21 protein-coding genes are annotated in these 17,645 nt (G+C 41.7%); 10 read left to right on the plus strand and 11 right to left on the minus strand.

The window, feature by feature from the left end:
* Positions 1-59 precede the first annotated feature (59 nt).
* Entirely contained in the window at positions 60-425 is a 366-nt protein-coding gene (locus AAEO56_RS01535) for a helix-turn-helix domain-containing protein (RefSeq protein WP_341695250.1), read from the minus strand.
* A gap of 5 nt (positions 426-430) precedes the next feature.
* The gene (locus AAEO56_RS01540; protein ID WP_341695251.1) at positions 431-724 is read right to left on the minus strand and encodes a type II toxin-antitoxin system HigB family toxin; all 294 of its coding nucleotides are present in this window, start codon (positions 722-724) and stop codon (positions 431-433) included.
* A gap of 188 nt (positions 725-912) precedes the next feature.
* Here AAEO56_RS01540 and AAEO56_RS01545 point away from each other — a divergent pair, with 188 nt between their 5' ends.
* Positions 913-2,112 carry an LETM1-related biofilm-associated protein gene (locus AAEO56_RS01545; RefSeq protein WP_341695252.1) on the plus strand — a complete coding sequence of 400 codons (1,200 nt, stop codon included), beginning with the start codon at positions 913-915 and terminating at the stop codon, positions 2,110-2,112.
* Between the two features lie 121 nt (positions 2,113-2,233).
* On the opposite strand, the gene can is transcribed toward AAEO56_RS01545, so the two are convergent.
* From can to AAEO56_RS01565, 4 genes are all read right to left on the minus strand, one after another.
* Positions 2,234-2,872, minus strand: a complete 639-nt coding sequence (gene can / locus AAEO56_RS01550; protein WP_341695560.1) for a carbonate dehydratase — start codon at positions 2,870-2,872, stop codon at positions 2,234-2,236.
* Between the two features lie 49 nt (positions 2,873-2,921).
* Positions 2,922-4,538: a SulP family inorganic anion transporter gene (locus AAEO56_RS01555; protein WP_341695253.1), complete on the minus strand. Its 1,617-nt coding sequence runs from the start codon at positions 4,536-4,538 to the stop codon at positions 2,922-2,924.
* Between the two features lie 79 nt (positions 4,539-4,617).
* Positions 4,618-4,902 carry a hypothetical protein gene (locus AAEO56_RS01560; protein WP_341695254.1) on the minus strand — a complete coding sequence of 95 codons (285 nt, stop codon included), beginning with the start codon at positions 4,900-4,902 and terminating at the stop codon, positions 4,618-4,620.
* A gap of 45 nt (positions 4,903-4,947) precedes the next feature.
* Complete coding sequence (locus tag AAEO56_RS01565) at positions 4,948-5,448, minus strand: Dps family protein (protein ID WP_341695255.1); 501 nt, start codon at positions 5,446-5,448, stop codon at positions 4,948-4,950.
* Positions 5,449-5,556: 108 nt separating this feature from the next.
* Between AAEO56_RS01565 and AAEO56_RS01570 the strand changes: the two genes are divergently transcribed.
* Positions 5,557-6,504, plus strand: a complete 948-nt coding sequence (locus tag AAEO56_RS01570; RefSeq protein WP_341695256.1) for a LysR substrate-binding domain-containing protein — start codon at positions 5,557-5,559, stop codon at positions 6,502-6,504.
* A 286-nt stretch (positions 6,505-6,790) separates the two neighbouring features.
* Here the strand turns inward: AAEO56_RS01570 and AAEO56_RS01575 are convergent, their stop codons facing one another.
* From AAEO56_RS01575 to AAEO56_RS01590, 4 genes are all read right to left on the minus strand, one after another.
* Entirely contained in the window at positions 6,791-6,985 is a 195-nt protein-coding gene (locus tag AAEO56_RS01575) for a hypothetical protein (protein ID WP_341695257.1), read from the minus strand.
* A gap of 135 nt (positions 6,986-7,120) precedes the next feature.
* The gene (mnmD, locus tag AAEO56_RS01580; protein ID WP_341695258.1) at positions 7,121-7,783 is read right to left on the minus strand and encodes a tRNA (5-methylaminomethyl-2-thiouridine)(34)-methyltransferase MnmD; all 663 of its coding nucleotides are present in this window, start codon (positions 7,781-7,783) and stop codon (positions 7,121-7,123) included.
* Entirely contained in the window at positions 7,784-8,236 is a 453-nt protein-coding gene (locus AAEO56_RS01585; RefSeq protein WP_341695259.1) for a hypothetical protein, read from the minus strand.
* Positions 8,236-8,877, minus strand: a complete 642-nt coding sequence (locus tag AAEO56_RS01590) for a DUF4920 domain-containing protein (RefSeq protein WP_341695260.1) — start codon at positions 8,875-8,877, stop codon at positions 8,236-8,238. The genes AAEO56_RS01585 and AAEO56_RS01590 overlap by 1 nt, the downstream gene beginning before the upstream one ends.
* 200 nt (positions 8,878-9,077) lie before the next feature.
* Between AAEO56_RS01590 and AAEO56_RS01595 the strand changes: the two genes are divergently transcribed.
* Complete coding sequence (locus tag AAEO56_RS01595; RefSeq protein WP_341695261.1) at positions 9,078-10,145, plus strand: branched-chain amino acid aminotransferase; 1,068 nt, start codon at positions 9,078-9,080, stop codon at positions 10,143-10,145.
* 235 nt (positions 10,146-10,380) lie between these two features.
* On the opposite strand, the gene AAEO56_RS01600 is transcribed toward AAEO56_RS01595, so the two are convergent.
* The gene (locus AAEO56_RS01600; protein ID WP_341695262.1) at positions 10,381-10,767 is read right to left on the minus strand and encodes a nucleoside triphosphate pyrophosphohydrolase family protein; all 387 of its coding nucleotides are present in this window, start codon (positions 10,765-10,767) and stop codon (positions 10,381-10,383) included.
* 57 nt (positions 10,768-10,824) lie between these two features.
* On the opposite strand from AAEO56_RS01600, the gene AAEO56_RS01605 reads away from it, so the two are divergent.
* From AAEO56_RS01605 to AAEO56_RS01635, 7 genes are all read left to right on the plus strand, one after another.
* Positions 10,825-11,037, plus strand: coding sequence for a hypothetical protein (locus AAEO56_RS01605; protein ID WP_407934942.1), 213 nt, complete (start codon positions 10,825-10,827; stop codon positions 11,035-11,037).
* Between the two features lie 103 nt (positions 11,038-11,140).
* Entirely contained in the window at positions 11,141-11,692 is a 552-nt protein-coding gene (locus tag AAEO56_RS01610; RefSeq protein WP_341695263.1) for a hypothetical protein, read from the plus strand.
* Positions 11,689-13,497: a tetratricopeptide repeat-containing sensor histidine kinase gene (locus tag AAEO56_RS01615; protein WP_341695264.1), complete on the plus strand. Its 1,809-nt coding sequence runs from the start codon at positions 11,689-11,691 to the stop codon at positions 13,495-13,497. The genes AAEO56_RS01610 and AAEO56_RS01615 overlap by 4 nt, the downstream gene beginning before the upstream one ends.
* The gene (locus tag AAEO56_RS01620; RefSeq protein ID WP_341695265.1) at positions 13,494-14,111 is read left to right on the plus strand and encodes a response regulator transcription factor; all 618 of its coding nucleotides are present in this window, start codon (positions 13,494-13,496) and stop codon (positions 14,109-14,111) included. The genes AAEO56_RS01615 and AAEO56_RS01620 overlap by 4 nt, the downstream gene beginning before the upstream one ends.
* A 113-nt stretch (positions 14,112-14,224) precedes the next feature.
* Positions 14,225-14,536 carry a hypothetical protein gene (locus AAEO56_RS01625; RefSeq protein WP_341695266.1) on the plus strand — a complete coding sequence of 104 codons (312 nt, stop codon included), beginning with the start codon at positions 14,225-14,227 and terminating at the stop codon, positions 14,534-14,536.
* A 158-nt stretch (positions 14,537-14,694) separates the two neighbouring features.
* Positions 14,695-15,297 (plus strand): penicillin-binding protein activator LpoB, encoded by a 603-nt coding sequence (locus tag AAEO56_RS01630; RefSeq protein WP_341695267.1) that lies wholly within the window; start codon positions 14,695-14,697, stop codon positions 15,295-15,297.
* Positions 15,298-15,313: 16 nt separating this feature from the next.
* Complete coding sequence (locus tag AAEO56_RS01635) at positions 15,314-17,641, plus strand: hypothetical protein (RefSeq protein ID WP_341695268.1); 2,328 nt, start codon at positions 15,314-15,316, stop codon at positions 17,639-17,641.
* The last annotated feature ends 4 nt before the right edge of the window (positions 17,642-17,645 follow it).

Here is a 17,645-nt window from a genome sequence, read left to right on the forward strand (position 1 = left end):
AATAGCCTGTCAAGTTGTTAGCGTTATCACAATAAGTGTTAGCGAAATACTAAACATGATTAAACACCCAATACAATCATAGGGTCGATATCCAACTTTTGACTTATATCCCTGGCTATTTTTAACGGTGGCTCACTCTTGCCTGTCAAATATTCACTAACCCTTGATGTACTAACCCCTAATAGTTCAGATAAGCGTTTTTGATTTAAGCCGCGCTCATACATACGCAATTTCATAGCTTCAATAAGTGTAGGGGCTTTTACAGGTTCATGCACTTCTTCATAATCAGCGACAAGGTCAGAAAGCAAATCCAATTCAATAAAATTTTTATCGGTAATTGGGGTATCGTTGTTTACGATAGCTAACAGCTCTTCTATCCGCTTGCACAAAGCCTCATATTCTTTTTTTGTTTGTATTGTTCTCATAATTTCTAAATGTTTGAGCAATCTATTTTGTCATATTCCGAATGTGTTCCGATAAATCGAATATATACCTTTTTTGATGCAAAAATAATAATGGCTACTAGCCTGTAATCATTTCCTTTTATATTAAAAACATAACGGTTATTGCCAACATAATTTACACTATTGAATGTTTGCTTTATGTCACACAGATTATCCCATTCACTTCTTTTGGTTTTAAAATACCAGTCCCTTAAGGCAATATCAGCAATAGGATGTTTTTCTGTAAAGTCTCTAATCCTTGTAAACGTTACTATTCTCATATGCTAAATAATCTATTACAAAAATAAACAACAAATTTTTATTTACAATATTAAATTACAAAAAATGGAATTTTATCATAAGCGATAAAACCGACAGTCTGCTTTTTCGAAATGTTTTCATGAATATTTAATCAACAGGAATTATTTAACTTTTATCCAATACCCGAAAAATTCCATAGATTTGCCACATGATAAACCCTTCTGCCAGCGGCTGGATTGATAAGTTTTTAGCGCAGCTTAAGAACAAGCGGCCATTAGCCCAAAATTCGCACGAATTTTACAGGGCCGTCAGGGATACGGGGTTCATTTACGGGCATGTTGTATCATTCAACGACCTGGATGAAAACGAGACAAAAGGCTGGTCTACTGAGGAGGCTACGAAGGCGGCTCTGCTAAACACGCTTTATGATGTGCATACGCTGATAACAAATGAACAGGATAGCAAGGCGTTTGTCAGCAGAGCTGTTGCGTTTTATAAGCAAATGACACCCGGCGGCTCAGGCCTGTTACAAAAAGTGCTTCCCACATCGTCCAGGAGCCACCAGCTGGAAGAAATACTTGAAGAACGCATTAAGACCAACGACAACCTGTTCAGCCGCAGCTTTTCGCATATACTCACCAATGCCCTCATCGTAATGGATGTGCTGGCATTCCGCCAATACCTGCTTAACCGGGAAATCCCTAAAGATTACCTTAAGAAACTAGAGGAAACGGTACTCAGCATTGTTTCGCTTGCGCTAAAGAGCAAAAGCAGGACATCGGAGTATGACGAGCTCCTTATCAAGCTGTTCGAATCTTCTGTACGTTATACGAAGTTCTCAAAAATAAAGGCAGATAATTTCAGCAAGCTGGAACTGGATTATTTCCAGTCGAAGTCCGAAAAGAACTACCTTCTTGATATGGCCGGAATGGCGATATGGACCGATGGCAACGCAGAGCAAAGCGAGATCGAATTCCTGTACCGCCTTGCGGGGGAGCTTGGCATTGATGATGAGATCGCCGCCGAAAGTATCGCCTCATTTGATGTCTTCATCCGAAGGAACAGAAAGAATATACCGTATTTCAACTATTCTAACCCTGTAAAGCATTTTTACGACCATGCGGCACAAAGTGTAAAGCTGCTGATCAAACGCAATAAGAACAGGCTCATAAAAGAACTTTCGAATAATGGCGAGCTGGTGCTCCTCATCACCCACTCTACCCACCGAAACCTTGACGAAAAGGAAAAGAAAAAAGTTAAGAAGCAACTGCTTGAGATATGTAAAACGGTACCATCATTAACCATATTTCTTTTGCCCGGCGGAAGCCTGCTGCTCCCATTGCTCATTAAATTCATCCCACAGCTGCTGCCTTCTGTATTTAATGAAAATCTTGAGGACAATGAGTGAAGATAAAAAAGAATACGAGACAGGAAGAAAATCCGGTTTTTTTGAAACACTGATGGAATTTCTTGCAGCGTTACTTGAGTAACATAAAAAAACCGCCCGAAGGCGGTAACTATAAACATAACTAAAATTTCAAGCGGTCTACTTTTGCAAGCTCTTCATTGTCGCAATAGTTTACTTCAAGGTCTTTTACGATACCGGTATCCAGTCCGTACACCCAGCCATGAAGGCAAAGCTGCTGCCCGTTCCTCCATGCATTCTGTACAATAGATGTCTTTGCCAGGTCGGTTACCTGTTCTTTTACATTTAGCTCCACAAAAGCATTGAACCTGTCTTGCTCATTTATAATCGAGTCGAGGTATTGCTTGTTGTGCCTGTAGACATCCTTTATATGCCTGATCCAGTTGTCAATAAGCCCGATAGAATCGTTGCCCATAGCTGCCTTAACGCCTCCGCAGCCATAATGCCCGCATACGATAACATGTTGCACCTTTAATACATTGACAGCATAATCGAGTACACTAAGCATGTTCATATCGCTATGTATAACCATATTGGCAATGTTCCTGTGGACGAATACTTCACCCGGCTGCGCCCCTATTACTTCGTTGGCAGGAACGCGGCTATCGGAGCAGCCTATCCATAATAATGGCGGCGACTGGCCCTTTGAAAGCTTTTGGAAATAATCAGGGTCGGTTGCCAGTTTGGTTTCCGACCATATTTTATTGTTATCTAATATTTTTTTATAAAAATCGTCATTCATTGTCATTGTAAACTATTTTATATTACCCCAATTGCCGGGACTTTTATGTTTAATTTTTCTTTTCTTTTTTTTCTACGTGTTCAACAAACACATTCTGCCTGCCGTGGCCGGTATTGGCAAGTTCATAAGCTTCTTTAAACCCTACCAGCTTTACCTGCACATTAATCTCTTTCGACTTTATATCCCTGAACTCTTCTATCAGGTCCAGCACATCGTGTGCAATATATACAGTATCCGAAGCATCTATAACAACATTGGAATTTTCAGGTATGTCATTTAACGTATTCTTAATAGCCGCCTTGTTAAGGAACGAAACCTCCTGTGCAAGGTCAATATGGATCACATCGCCCTCGGCATATTCTTCCTTCCTGAAGTTATAAGCTCTTTTTAGATTGCCCCTGAGTACGAATATAATGCTAATTATCATACCAAGCGCTACGCCCTTTAGTAAGTCGGTAAATACTACTGCGATCAATGTAGCAATGAAAGGCACGAACTGGTACTTGCCTTTTTCCCAAAAATGCTTCACTGTAGCCGGTTTCGCCAGCCTGTAACCTATAAGTATAAGCACGGCAGCAAGTGTTGCCAGCGGTATCCTGTTAAGTACTGCCGGTATGGCAAGTACACATATCAACAGCAGGACACCATGGATGATGGTCGACATTTTTGTCCTTGCACCAGCGTTGGCATTCGCCGACGACCGTACTACTACCGAAGTAACCGGAAGGCCACCAATAAGGCTGCTGAGCATATTGCCTATACCCTGCGCCTTAAGTTCATTATTAGTATCGGTATAACGCCGCTGTACATCCATCCTGTCCGAAGCTTCTATACAAAGCAGCGTTTCAATGGAGGCGACAATAGTTATGGTAGCGGCAGTAATCCATACCTTGGTATTGGATATTGCCGTAAAGTCGGGCAGTACGATGAAGCCTTTAATATCTTCAAAAGACTGCGGCACAGGAAGGGTTACAAGATGTGCCGGGCCGAGCGCAAGGTGGCTGCCTGTAGCTATAAAAACCTGATTGGTAATGATGCCTGCTACAACGGCTACCAAAGCACCCGGAAGCAATTTGAGGTTTTTCAATGCAGGTATTTTATCCCACATGATGAGGATGGCGATCGAAACAAGCGCAATGATAACGGCTCCTCCTTCAAAACGGCCAATGATATCCGGAATGTCCGAAAACGGATTACCGCCATCTAGCCTGAAGAGTGATTCGTCACCCTCTTCGCCCTTGTCATAGCCAACAGCATGCTCAAGCTGGTTAATGATAATGATAATACCGATACCGGCAAGCATTCCCTCGATAACATTTGAAGGAAAGTAATTGGAGATGCTTCCTGCCTTGATAAAGCCGAGGGCCAGCTGGAAGATACCCGCCAGGAAGACAGCCATCAGGAAAGCCTGAAAGGAACCTAATGTACCTATCGCCGTCAAAACTATAGCGATGAGCCCTGCCGCAGGGCCTGAGACGCTTACATGCGATTTGCTAAGAACGCCGATAACGATACCCCCAACAACACCTGCAATAATACCCGAAAGCGGCGGCGCACCGGAAGCAAGAGCAATGCCCAGGCATAAAGGCAGCGCTACTAAAAAAACCACGAGGCCCGACGGAAAATCGGCCCTGAGGCTGCCAAAAAGATTTGTCTTTTTTGTCATACCGAAAAACTATATATAATGCAATTATGCTTTCAAATACCCGTGTATTTAAATAGCCGCCTGTAGAGGCAAAACTGGATTATATAAATTCCGGTGGCGGTGAGCATATCTCCCCTGCAACATTGTTGTGTTTTTGGAGGTTTGCCGATTGTATAAGCAATGTTTCTTTCGATTCTTTAAAAAAAGAAACCTGAAATTCCGTATACGGGGCGCCCTTTACTTCTTTTATGTCCTTCTGTATCTCTTCTTCAGTAAGGCTGTAAACTACAGACATATCTGCATCATCTTCTATAAGGCTCACAATTGTAGGAGCTGCAAGAAATGAGATAAATAGGAAAAGTACTATGTTTACAAGAATTTTCATTCCTGCGAAGGTATGAAATTTTTACTTGTATCGGTTTATGGGGTATTATATTTCTTCCTCGCTCCAGGCCTTCATCATCCACATGGTCTTCTCCTGCTCTTTTATAAAGTCGCTCATCATAGAGTTAGTACCCTCATCATTTATCTTTGCCGTTTCGTCAAGTATAACCCTTTCAATTTTCAAAAGGTCGGCCAGGGAAGTCATGATCAGGTGTACAGCCTCAGTATCCCTTGATATATTTTTACCTATCTGAAGCTTGTTGTTCTTAATATAATCCTCAAAAGTATGTAATGGGTTTCCGCCAAGCGTAAGAACGCGCTCAGCAATCATATCAATCTTTAATTGTGCATCATTATACAGCTCTTCGAATTTAACATGCAGGTCAAAAAAGCGCTTGCCGCGAATGTTCCAATGGATGCCGCGCAGGTTTTGATAATACACCTGGAAATTAGAAAGAAGTATATTAAGCTCTGCAGAAATAACTTCGGTTTCTTTTACAGGCAGGCCTAAAATATTTGTTGCCTGTTGTTTTTGGTCGGTTTTCATATTAAAATAGTTGTAGGTTTTTACATCGTTAAAAGTAAGGTAAATTTAACCATAAAATGTATAGTTTATATCAATCGTTTTTATAATTTTATCATAAAAATCTATACAATGACAATAACGCAGTTATATTATGTGCTGGCTGTCGCCGAACATAAAAATTTCACCCTTGCTGCCGAAAAATGTTTCGTAACCCAGCCAACGCTGAGCATGCAGATACAAAAACTGGAAGAAGAACTTGATATCCAAATATTTGACAGGGGTAAAAAGCCGATACAGCTTACAGAAGTTGGCCAAAAAATTGTTACCCAGGCCAAGAATATTGTAAACGAATCGGGCCGTATAAAAGATATTGTAGACCAGCAAAAAGGGTATGTAGGAGGTGAATTCAGGGTGGGCATAATCCCTACAGTAATGCCGACACTCCTGCCGATGTTCATGTCGAATTTTATCAATAAGTACCCAAAGGTCAACCTCATTATTGAGGAGCATACCACCGAGGAAATTATAAAAATGCTAAAAAACGGACAGCTCGATGCGGCTATTGCTGCAACCCCGCTGGAAGAAGAAAGCATCAAGGAAATTGTGCTTTATTATGAACCCTTTGTGGCTTATGTTCCTGAAAACAGCCCCGCTTACAGCAAAAAAGAGTTTGGTGTTGAAGACCTCGAAATGAACCTCAGCAATGTATTGCTGCTCCAGGACGGCCACTGCTTTACCAATAATGTATTAAATATCTGCAAGGCATCGATACTTCCCGAAGACAACCATTTCCAGATAGCGAGCGGAAGTTTTGAGACCATGATACGGCTTGTGGATGAAGGGCTTGGAATGACATTATTACCTTATCTCAACACCCTTGATATGAATACTAAATCGGCAGCCAAGCTCCGTCATTTTAAAGAACCGAGGCCATCGCGTGAGGTAAGCCTCATCTATTCTAAAAAGGAACTGAAGCTGCACCTTATAGAGGCATTGCGCAATACTATATCCGGTGTGGTGAAAGGCGCTATAACATTCCAGAATGTAGATATTACCAGCCCGCTGCATAAAAAATAGGCAGTATCACTTGTCAGACCCCAAAGGTCTTTGAGACACAAGTGTTTCGGAAGAGCTTGAATAATTTATATGCCGCTCTTCCGGAGCTCTAAATCGGTCATATTCAAAATTGCTATAAACATATCGCCCCGCTGGGGCTGCATTGATGAGTCCCGGAGGGATGGAATATTTATAGCAAAATTGATTGAAGTTCTTTCAAGCTCCGGAGGAGCGACATGTAAGACATTGCGATCGAATTCAAACTATACCTCATAAAAAAAGGAGCAATACAGCTCCTTTTACTTTATTATTCAACATAGATAAGACAGGCTTTTAGCTCGGGCTTTTCAGTTGTGAAATTATGAAGCCAGTCTATCAGTTGTTCAATCTCGTAAGGCAACAGTACTTTAATTGCCTTTTCGACTTCTTTACAAAACAGCTTGGGGTCAAAACTCACACTCTCCAAGATTTGCTTTGTATAGGTAAACATAGGTCTGGGCATAATCCTTTTTAGTATTAAAGGTGATTAGGTGATAAGAACGAATATGTAAATGTAGCAAAAAAATCATCACTAAATCGAAATAGCAATATATTTTATTTTGTTAAATTGAAAACTTGTTAAATATTTAACAATAACTTAAGGTTTTTTCGCACGAAGTATTTCTCTCTTCCCTGGTGGCCCCGGCAGTTTTTCGGTGGTAAATCCTGCTGCCTGCATGGATCTTTTGATAACCCCGCGGCAGGCATAAGTAACTAATATTCCGTCTTTTTTAAGTGCAGAATACATCTTTTTAAAAATTGCATCGCTCCACAGTTCCGGTTGGCTTGGATAGCCAAATGCATCAAAATAAATAAGGTCGTATGCATCTTGGTCAGTAATATCCTGAAACAGCTGCCGGCGTTTAATTAACGTAAAATTATCATCGATACCTATAGCCGACTCCCATTGTGAAGTATGCATAAGGGTAAATTTCCCGCTGAAGGCATCAGCATTAAGCTCAGTTACATAGTTCAGCAAAGCAGCTTCGGCCGGTTCAACAGGATAGGCTTCCACCCCGGTGTATTCTATAACCTGGCCGCTTTTAGCAGATTCCAGAAAAGTTATAAAAGCATTCAGGCCGGTACCGAAGCCGATCTCTAAAACAGCAATGGGCCGGCCTTTGGTTAAAGCCAGCCCATTTTGTATAAATACGTGATATGCCTCCTGTATAGCACCAAATTTCGAATGGTACGTTTCCTGCATTTCCGGCAGGTATATGGTTACCGAGCCATCATCAGTGGTGATAATTTCCCTTTTCAACTATTTTATGTAAAGTTTTTTGATCCTGGGTATAGGGCCCTCGCACTTTTGCTCATGGCATTTTACGCAGGTAGAAACAGCTTCATTAAAATGCTTTTTCGCATTGAGCGAATCCTTGTATATGAGTTCCTGCGCCTTAATAAACTTTGCGGCCTGCTCTTTAAAAAAGGCATCATTGTCGCTATCGTCGGTCATTACAGAAGCATGGATCTTTAAAAAATGCTGCGGAAATACACCTATGGTATCCCCTGCAACAATGCGCTCTTTAAGGCGCATATTATCCACATACATCTGCTCCATGAGGCCTGCCATTTCTGACATCTCATACATTTTGAATTCCTTCTTAGCGCATGCCTCTTTCTTTTCAGGCTCCGCCTTAACAGCCTCTTCCGCCTTTTTTTGGCAGGCAATAAAAGCGAGGGAAATTAAAGGGAATACAAATAGCTTTTTCATTATTTGCTGATTAGCACGCCGTCTGCCATGAATTTATACTCCATTTCAGGCTGGGTTATCTTTGCTATCTCTGCTTCCGACTTTCCGCCGTCTTTGGCGTAATGCCTAAGCTGTGCCACCGATGTTTCGCTAACAAAGGCCTTTCCGCTAACGATAGCTTCCTGTGCTGTTGCATTAAGCGGCACAAAAAATGCATAATCCTTAAACTTCACAAACGATTCTTTTCCACCCGGAAGCTCCATCGCCATCCAGCAGCCTTTTTTCTGGCACACATCCTTGATCTTCGATTTGAATTTCACGGCAACAGTATCTCCTACTTTGAGGCTTTTATATTTTTGGATCATCTGCTCTTTGGTAAGCGCCTTGTCTGCTTTAATCTTGTCGCCAAAGGAAGCATACGCCACTTTTACTTCTGCTGCAGGCGTTACTGCTTCTATCTTTTTTTCTTCAACAGGGGTAGCGCCGGCAGCCATATCTGTTGTATTTCCGGTTTGAACAGCTGTAACGGTGTCGGTATCGATGTGTACGGTATCCTTACCGGTCTCAATAACCGTTTCTTCAGTCTTTACTTCTGTTTCCTTGTTTTTCTGGCAGGCCGTAAATGCGATTAAAGCCATAGTCAATACAATTGATTTTTTCATTTTGAGCTGAAATTAATTTTCATTGGCAAATATACAGAAAGTTGAAACCTGCAATAGCAATCTGCCAATTATTTTGCATATTCTTCTTTCATTCAATGTTTTAATTTTTAATTCCCTATTATTTGGCGGAAAAGCCCCTGAGAGATGTTTTTTTATTAAATTTGCTTTAACACGACTAACCCTAACAACACTTACTTATAATGGGCGATAACTCTACTTCTGATATTATTATTAACAAGTCGGCAACCAGCCATATTGGCGCTGTTGATTTTGAAAACCTCTCATTCGGGAACACCTTTACAGACCACATGCTGGTTTGCGATTTCCGTAACGGAGCATGGGAACAACCCATTATAAAACCCTACGAGCCTTTCCTTATAGACCCTTCGGCTAAAGTATTCCATTACGGGCAGGCCATTTTTGAAGGCATGAAAGCCTACAAAGACACCAACGACGACGTATGGCTTTTCCGACCGGAAGAAAATTTTGACCGCTTTAATAAATCTGCCGAAAGGCTTGCCATGCCATCAGTACCGGAAGAGGTATTTATTGGCGGCATGAAAAAGCTCATTCAGATTGAAAAAGAGTGGGTGAAAAAAGGCCCTGGCAACTCGCTTTACATCAGGCCGTTCATGATAGCGATAGGCTCTGGCGTAATAGCAGCCCCATCTACACAGTACCGTTTCATGATCATACTCTCCCCTGCCCGCTCGTATTACTCCGGCGAAGTTAAGGTGATCATTGCCGAGCACTACAGCCGTGCCGCTAATGGTGGTATAGGCGCTGCAAAGGCCGCAGGTAACTACTCGGCACAGTTTTACCCTACCAAACTGGCCAATGACATGGGCTACCAGCAAATAATATGGACTGACGATGCCACGCATACCAAACTGGAGGAAGCCGGGACCATGAATGTATTCTTCAGGATAAATGACACATTATATACAGCACCTACCAGTGAGAGAATACTCGACGGCGTTACGCGTAAAAGTATCATCGAACTTGCGGCAAGGGAAAATATTAAGGTAGAAGTACGTTCGGTACTGGTATCGGAATTGATCGAGGCTGCCGATAGCGGATCACTGAAAGAGATATTCGGGGCAGGCACCGCTGCGGTCATCAACCCGATCGTAGGCTTTTGCTACCAGGACAAATACCACGAGCTGCCAAAATTGGAAAATTCCATGGCGCTGGAACTTAAAGAAAAGCTTACCAACATACAATACAAAGTAGCCGAAGACACTTTTGGTTGGACGGTGAAGATATAAGTTGCAGTTTTCATCTATATTGGAACGCGGATGACGCGGATCGGGCGGATTTTCGCAGATTTTCATCCTGATGTAAAAAAGCCCAAAGGTTTAAGAAATCTTTGGGCTTTTTTGTGCCTATAAATTTTGCCTGAATTGAAAGATTGCTTCGTCGTTCCTCCTCGCAAAGACGTATGCAGGTAGATTTACGTTCATCCTACTGGAAACTGAGACTGCGACTGCGACTGAAAACTAACTAATATTCCAATATCTTCGTAAAATCGGGTTTAAAATAATCCGGGCCTTTCATTACTTTGCCGTCTTCGCGATAGATAGGCAATCCGTTAGCGCAAAGCTTGCTCATGTTACTGCGCTGTATTTCATCAAAAACTTCTTCTATTTTATATTGCAGGCCGTGTTCTATAATTGTACCGCACAAGATGTAGAGCATATCTCCCAGTGCATCGGCAATCTCCACAAGGTCATTATTCTGTACTGCTTCCAGATATTCTTCATTTTCTTCCTTCATAAGATTGTAGCGCAACAGGTTTACGGCTTCGCCAAGGTCGGCTTTAGGGATCTCGCTAATGCCCAGCCCGAAAGAAGAATGAAATTGTTTTACAGAGTCAAGTTGTTTTTTCATGGTAATGTTAATTTATCCCTCCAAAATAAATAGAAATACACGCGTAAAATTGTAGCTTTGCAAAAAGATTTCAACATGTTTACAACAGGCCAATGGATTTTTGCAGGCACTTTTTTAGTGGCATTTATAATAACGATGATCTATGTATACCGTAAAGACCTTGCCCTTCACAAAATATATTATAAGGGCAGCTATTGGATACTTGTGGGCTTCCTTGCTTTTATAGGGATACTGTTATTTATCAAATATTTTGTGAAAGACAATTCTTAAAATTTCCTTAAAAATAAAAATCTCCAAATCCCCATTAATGGGGATTTTTTATTTAATTTAAGTTCCTGAAATTTGTTTTATTAACCAATAAAATATCAAAACCATGCCTACCAACGATTTAACGTACACCGTAGAGGGAACATTTTCAACGACGAAAATTAAGCTAAGCGCCAAGCTTCCCAGACTAGGAGCACATGAAAGCTATGCTTTCCCGGAATTTCACAACATTTCGAAAACTACCCCTACCGGCCAGGTAAATGCTGTACTCATTTACATGACCCGCAGCAACGAGAACGGCACTGCACTGGTATGGAACAGCACCACCGACCCGCTTGTGCCGTTACCCAACATCACGCCAACTACAGCAATGGTGCGCCATGCTTCTGCCCCAACTTTTGACTGGAATGCACAAAAAACACTTATTATACTTTACCATGAGCCAATAAAACAGGCCGATATCAATGATATGCAGGATGAGGCTGATACAATATTTGAGACGGTAAAAGAAGAAGGGCCTTTTTCTACCACCTGGCTGATGAATGCCGTCCAAAAAAGCAGGGGCCTGGAAAGTGCCCGCCTGAAAAGTGCACTGCTGTTTTTCGACCCCCGCAAAGCAGGAATGACGATTGTTAGCAAACCTAATATCAAACCGTGATAAAAACAGTAAATCCACTTTTTAAAATTATTATAGTCCTGCTGGCAGCCATTGGGTTTGCCGGCAGGGTTTATTCACAACATTCCGGACTTGCATCGATAGAAAACGCCATCCACACAGGCGAACATAAAAAAGCAAAAGCAGCGCTGGAAAACATGAAAAATAAGGCTTTTACAAAACCGGATAAGGCCCTATATAATTACCTCCTTGCACAATGTTACAATAAGAACAATCAGGAAGACAAGGCATATAGCCTTTATCTTGCCGCAAAAAAACTATACCTGGCCATTGACAGCACCGATAGGGCAATGGATATAAATTTCGACCTGGCCTACATGCTCCATGCCCAGGAAAAAAACAAAAGCGACTATAACAAATACCTCGACGAGTATATTGCTTACACCAAAAAAACGAACAATCCAAAAAAGCTGTCCGAACGCTATGCGAGGCTGGCGGTTTTTAAAATAGATACTGAAGAATATAAAGAAGGGCTGGCTTATTTTAGAAAGGCCAAATACTATTTAAAATTTTCCGATAACCCTGAGGTAGCGTCGACAATCGACATTAATCTCGCTTCTTTGTATATCAACGACCTGAATAAGCCGGATTCGGCGTTATTCTATCTCAAAAAAAACTTGCGTTACCTGACTGGGAATAAAGACCGTGAAAAACAAAAGATAACCCAGATATGCCATAATTACGTTAACCAGGCCGCGGCTTACTATTATCTTAATGACCATAAAAATGCGATTTCCTGCCTGAAAAAAGCAGACAGTGTGCCCCTTAAGGATGATATCCTGAAAACAAAGATGTTCATTTATGAATTCCTGTATAAAAACTATGAAGCCGCCGGAGATTACAGTAATGCGTACAATTACCTGCTGCTCAATAAAAAGTTTTCGGACAGTATAAAGACCGAAGACCAGAACATTGCCATAAATGATATACAGACAAAATACAGGACAAAAGAAAAAGAACTGGAGAACATTAAGCTAAAGCATAAAAATAAAAACAAGACAATTTTGCTATATATTTATACAGGGCTGCTGCTTTCTGCTATCGTAATCGGATGGCTGATCCTGAAAAATGCACGGCGAAGGGAAAAAATTTCCCGCCAGGAGAAGCTCATAGAGGAGCAAAAGTTTGAAAAGGCCCTGAAAGACTATGAGCTGAACAGTATAGACATTATGCTGGAAGGGCAGGAAAAAGAAAGGCAGCGCATTGCCAACGACCTGCACGACAACCTGGGGAGTATGCTGGCAACACTGAAGATCAACTTTGAAAACCTCAAGCTGCGAAAGAACGAGTTGAGGGATGAAGAAACAAGGCTATACGAGAAAACCGATGCGCTGATAGAGGAAGCCTACCAAAAGGTACGCCGCCTGGCCCACGCCAAGAATGCCGGTGTATTTGCCAACGAAGGGTTGATACCGGCGATAACAAAGCTGGCACAAAAAATTTCGGTCCCCGGTAAGCTGGTTATCCAGGTGTCGCCTTTCGGTTTTGATGAAAGGCTTGATAATACGCTCGAGATAGCTATATTCAGGATTGTGCAGGAACTTGCAACCAACATCATAAAGCATTCGCAGGCAACTGAGGCGACCATCCACCTCACCCACCATGATGACAACATCAATATAATAATTGAAGACAACGGGACAGGCTTCGATAAGGAAGCGATTGAAGGTTCGGATGGAATGGGGCTGCAGTCCATCCAAAAGAAAGTGGGGCAGCTGGGCGGGACATTCACAATAGATTCCACCCCGGGCAACGGTACAACCATTATAATAGACTTACCACTATGATAACAATAGCAATAGCAGAAGACCACCAGTCGCTTATAGACGGTATTAAGCTCTTCCTTGAATATGAAGATGATATAAAAGTTGTAGGCGAAGCCAATGACGGCGAAAGGCTATTGGAAATCGTACGCCTGAAAAAACCGGATGTGGTGCTAACCGACATCAGGATGCCAAAAATGGATGGAATAACCGCCACACGGCACCTCAAAAAAGAATTCCCTTCGTGCAAAGTAATAGCTTTCAGCATGTTTGAGCAGGATGAAGCTATTGCACAAATGGAAGCTGCAGGGGCATCAGGATATATCCTCAAGAACTCATCGCTTAAAACCGTACTTGCTGCGATACATGCCGTCATGAAAGGCGAAACCTTTTTTGACAGTTCCATTAAAAAAACCGATTACCGGAAAAAAGATACTGACGATATCCCTTTAAGCAAGAGGGAACTCGAAATCGTAAAGCTGATTGGGGAAGGCAAAACATCGCAGGAAATTGCCGACTTACTGTTCATAGGTAAAACTACGGTAGATACCCACAGGAAAAACATCCTGAAAAAACTAAGCCTCCAGGGCAAAAGCGAATTGCTACGCTATTCGATGGAAAAAAAGTATGATTTCTAGGTAGTTCGTTAAGACAATATTTGTAGTAAAAATACCCTCTGTTGGGTATTTTTTTGCTTTAAGCAATGACCCAAATTTGTTGAAATAATTAACAACCTTAAAAATCACCACTTATGAAAAAATTTAAAAAACTTTCGTTGGCATTCGCGCTTTCGGCAATGACCATGTTTGCAGTAGCGTGCGAAGAAGAAGAGGCAGCACCGGTAAATAATGCTGATTGCTATGAAGGGCTTGTAAGCTTGTCAGACATCCTTGTTGCGAAAAGCAATACATTTTCTAACAGCCCGACTACTTCGAATTGCAGTGCACTGAGGACAGCGGCGCTAAACCTGCTGGACGCAGCACAGGATTGCGATGAATACGGTTATTTATATGAAGAGACTGCCCAATACTGGATAGACCTGGATTGCAGCGAGTTCGATTAATAACCCCTCCATTAAGTAAAAATGATTAATTAGGGTAGCAAAAAAAATTAATGAGAATTTTCTATTATTTTTAAATTTTGGTACAACCTTTGCGTTGTGGAGAAATTAACAATAAAATTATTAGTATTTTTACCCTAATTAATCAATAAAAAGACATTATGAAAACAAATCCAATTAAATTCATTGCTGCCCTTGCTTTAGGTTTTACCCTTATCAATTGCGGATCTCCAAATGTTCAGCGCGTAAGCGAAACAACTGTAACCGACCTTAGTGGAAGGTGGAACGAAACCGACTCCAGATTAACCGCAGAAGAAATCACCGCCGAGCTTATGGACCACTCATGGTACAGCACCTTTGCTTCTGAAAATGGCAGCAAAAAGCCTGTAATCATTGTAGGCATCATCACTAATAAATCGCACGAGCATATCCCTGCCGAAACTTTTTCGAAAGACATTGAAAAAGCCATCATCAATTCAGGGCGCATAAAACTGGTGCAGGGCGCTGACAAACGCGAGGAAATAAGGGCGGAAAGGGCCGACCAGCAAAACTATTCGTCACAATCGACCATGAAAAAATTCGGCCTTGAAAACGGCGCTGACTTCATGCTTCAGGGAACGATCAACTCTATCGTTGATGAAAAAGGAAAAGAGAAAACGATTTTCTACCAAATTGACCTTGAGCTTACTAACATCCAGACGAACGATAAAGTATGGATTGGCGACAAAAAAATAAAAAAATATCTTGGCAACAAGAAAATGTAATTACTGATACTTATTCATGAAAGCATCCAAAAACACTATTACTACTATTCTCAGGACAGTACCGGTACTGTTGTTGCTTGCCTTTCAATCCTGCGGAACATACAACTCCAAAACTTCAGATATTGAAAATGACCTGGTAAACGGCAACTTTGATGGTGCTCTGGCCAACATTGACAAGAATAAATTTCTGCTGAAAGACAGGAACAGGCTTTTGTACCTGATGGAAAAAGGGAAACTGGAGCATTTAAAAGGCAATTATGAGGCGAGCAACAACCTTTTGGAAGAAGCTTATATCATGATTGACGACAGGATAAAAACCAATGTAGGGCAGGCCATTGCGGGTAAATTTACAAACCCTATGGCCGAGCCTTATAAAGGTGAGGACTTTGAAAAAGTTACCATCCATTACTACAAGGCGCTGAATTATTTCCAGTTGGGAATGCCCGATGAGGCGCTTGTTGAAGCCAAGAGGATCAATATAAAGCTTCTTCAATTCAACGAAAAATACACCGAAAACAAAAACAAATATACCGAAGATGCCTTTTCGCAAATTTTGCAGGGCATACTTTATGAAAGCACCGGAGATATCAATAATGCATTTATCGCCTACCGGAATGCTGAAGAAATATACAATAAAGACGGCGGCCGCTTTTTTGGCGTACCCATGCCGGAACAGTTGAAGCAGGACCTGTTGAGGACCACAAAACAACTGGGCTTTATTGAAGAATACAACCAGTATCGCAAAAAATTCAATGTAGCGCCGGATCCTGTCCCTGCCAAAAAAGAGGCACAGAAAAAAGGAAAAGGTAAAAAAGATGTAAAAGAAACACCCGCACCCGAGCCTGTAAAAATACCTGAGCCAACCGGCGAAGCCATTGTATTCTGGGAAAACGGCCTCGGCCCTGCGAAAGACCAGATCGTGATAACGGCATCCGGCGGAAGTGGTGTATTTTTTGGCAGCTATATGGACGGCGATGTTATGGAAGAAATATTGATCCCTATACCTCCCGGCGCAGACATAGGCAACGTTAATGCGATAGCCATACCAAAATACAGGCAAAGGGAAAACTACTACAGTAAGGCGGCGATAGTTGTCAATAATAAAGAGCAGCCCTTTGAACTATCTCAGGATTTTTACCCGATAGCCAAACAGTGCCTTAAAGACAGGATGCTAAGGGAAACCATAAATCTTGTTTTACGTTTTGCAACCAAAAAAGCAGGTAGCGCTATCCTTGGCGCATTGGCAAAAGAAGCTTTTGGCAGTGACGCCGGCGACCTTACCAAGCTGGGTGCCGATGTGGCAGGTGCTGCAACCGAAAAAGCAGATACGCGCAACTGGCAGTCGCTTCCGGCAACAATAAGCTATGCCCGTGTCCCCCTGAAAGAAGGAGATAATAAATTCCTTTTGCGAAAATATGGACCTAATGGTGTTATTGATACCGATACTCTCAGTATCCCATACAGAAGGGGACTACAGATCGTGAATTACTTCGACCTTGGCCGTACGCAAATTATACCTGCGGATAACATGTATGCGCATTCGGGTATGGTAGGAAGCTCATCAGGCAATAGCCAAAATGCTGTCAATACTACAAACAACAGCACTACTGTTGGACTGGTTGCCACAAACAATGCTAAACCTGTAACTTCGTCACCTGCTGTTGCTGTAAATTATAAACCTGCTCCCGCAGGTGTGAGTGTTGCAACGGTTGTAGACAAATATGTTGCAGCTATTGGCGGTGTTGAAAAAATACAGGCTGTGAAAACACAATATATGCGCGCTACTATGAACCACACGGTCAACGGGCAGCTGTACTCCAACGAAGTAGTTGTAAAAATTAGCGGAGATAATAGCTATACAAATGTTTTGACAAATGGCAAGAGTATCATGACAACCCTTATTAATAGCGAGGGAGCGTATACCATCAATGAAAAAGGCAAACGCAAAAAAATGGATAAATCCATGGCTGAAGCAATGAGGTCAGGGACTAAAAAAATATATGATACATGTATAATGCCGCTACAGAATGGTGCGAAACTTGATGGTATTACAACTATAAACAATGAAGACGTGTATAGCGTAACCTTTACAGAACCTATCTCGGGAGGTGCAGTGACAAATTATTACAGCATTAAAACCGGACTGATAACCGCGTCATCTTCGGAAGCAAGGGCTGTCGGGATAACTATTAAATCCACAAATCATTTCTCTGAATACAAAGATGTGAATGGGGTACTTTTCCCTTTCAAAATGACAACAGTATCTGACAAGGATACGTCTTCCGAAATGATTTACAGTGAAGTGAAATTCAACGAAGGCGTTTCAGATGCCGACTTTCAATAAAAAA

The sequence above is a fragment of the Flavobacterium arundinis genome, from assembly GCF_038289855.1.
Classification (GTDB): domain Bacteria; phylum Bacteroidota; class Bacteroidia; order Flavobacteriales; family Flavobacteriaceae; genus Flavobacterium; species Flavobacterium arundinis.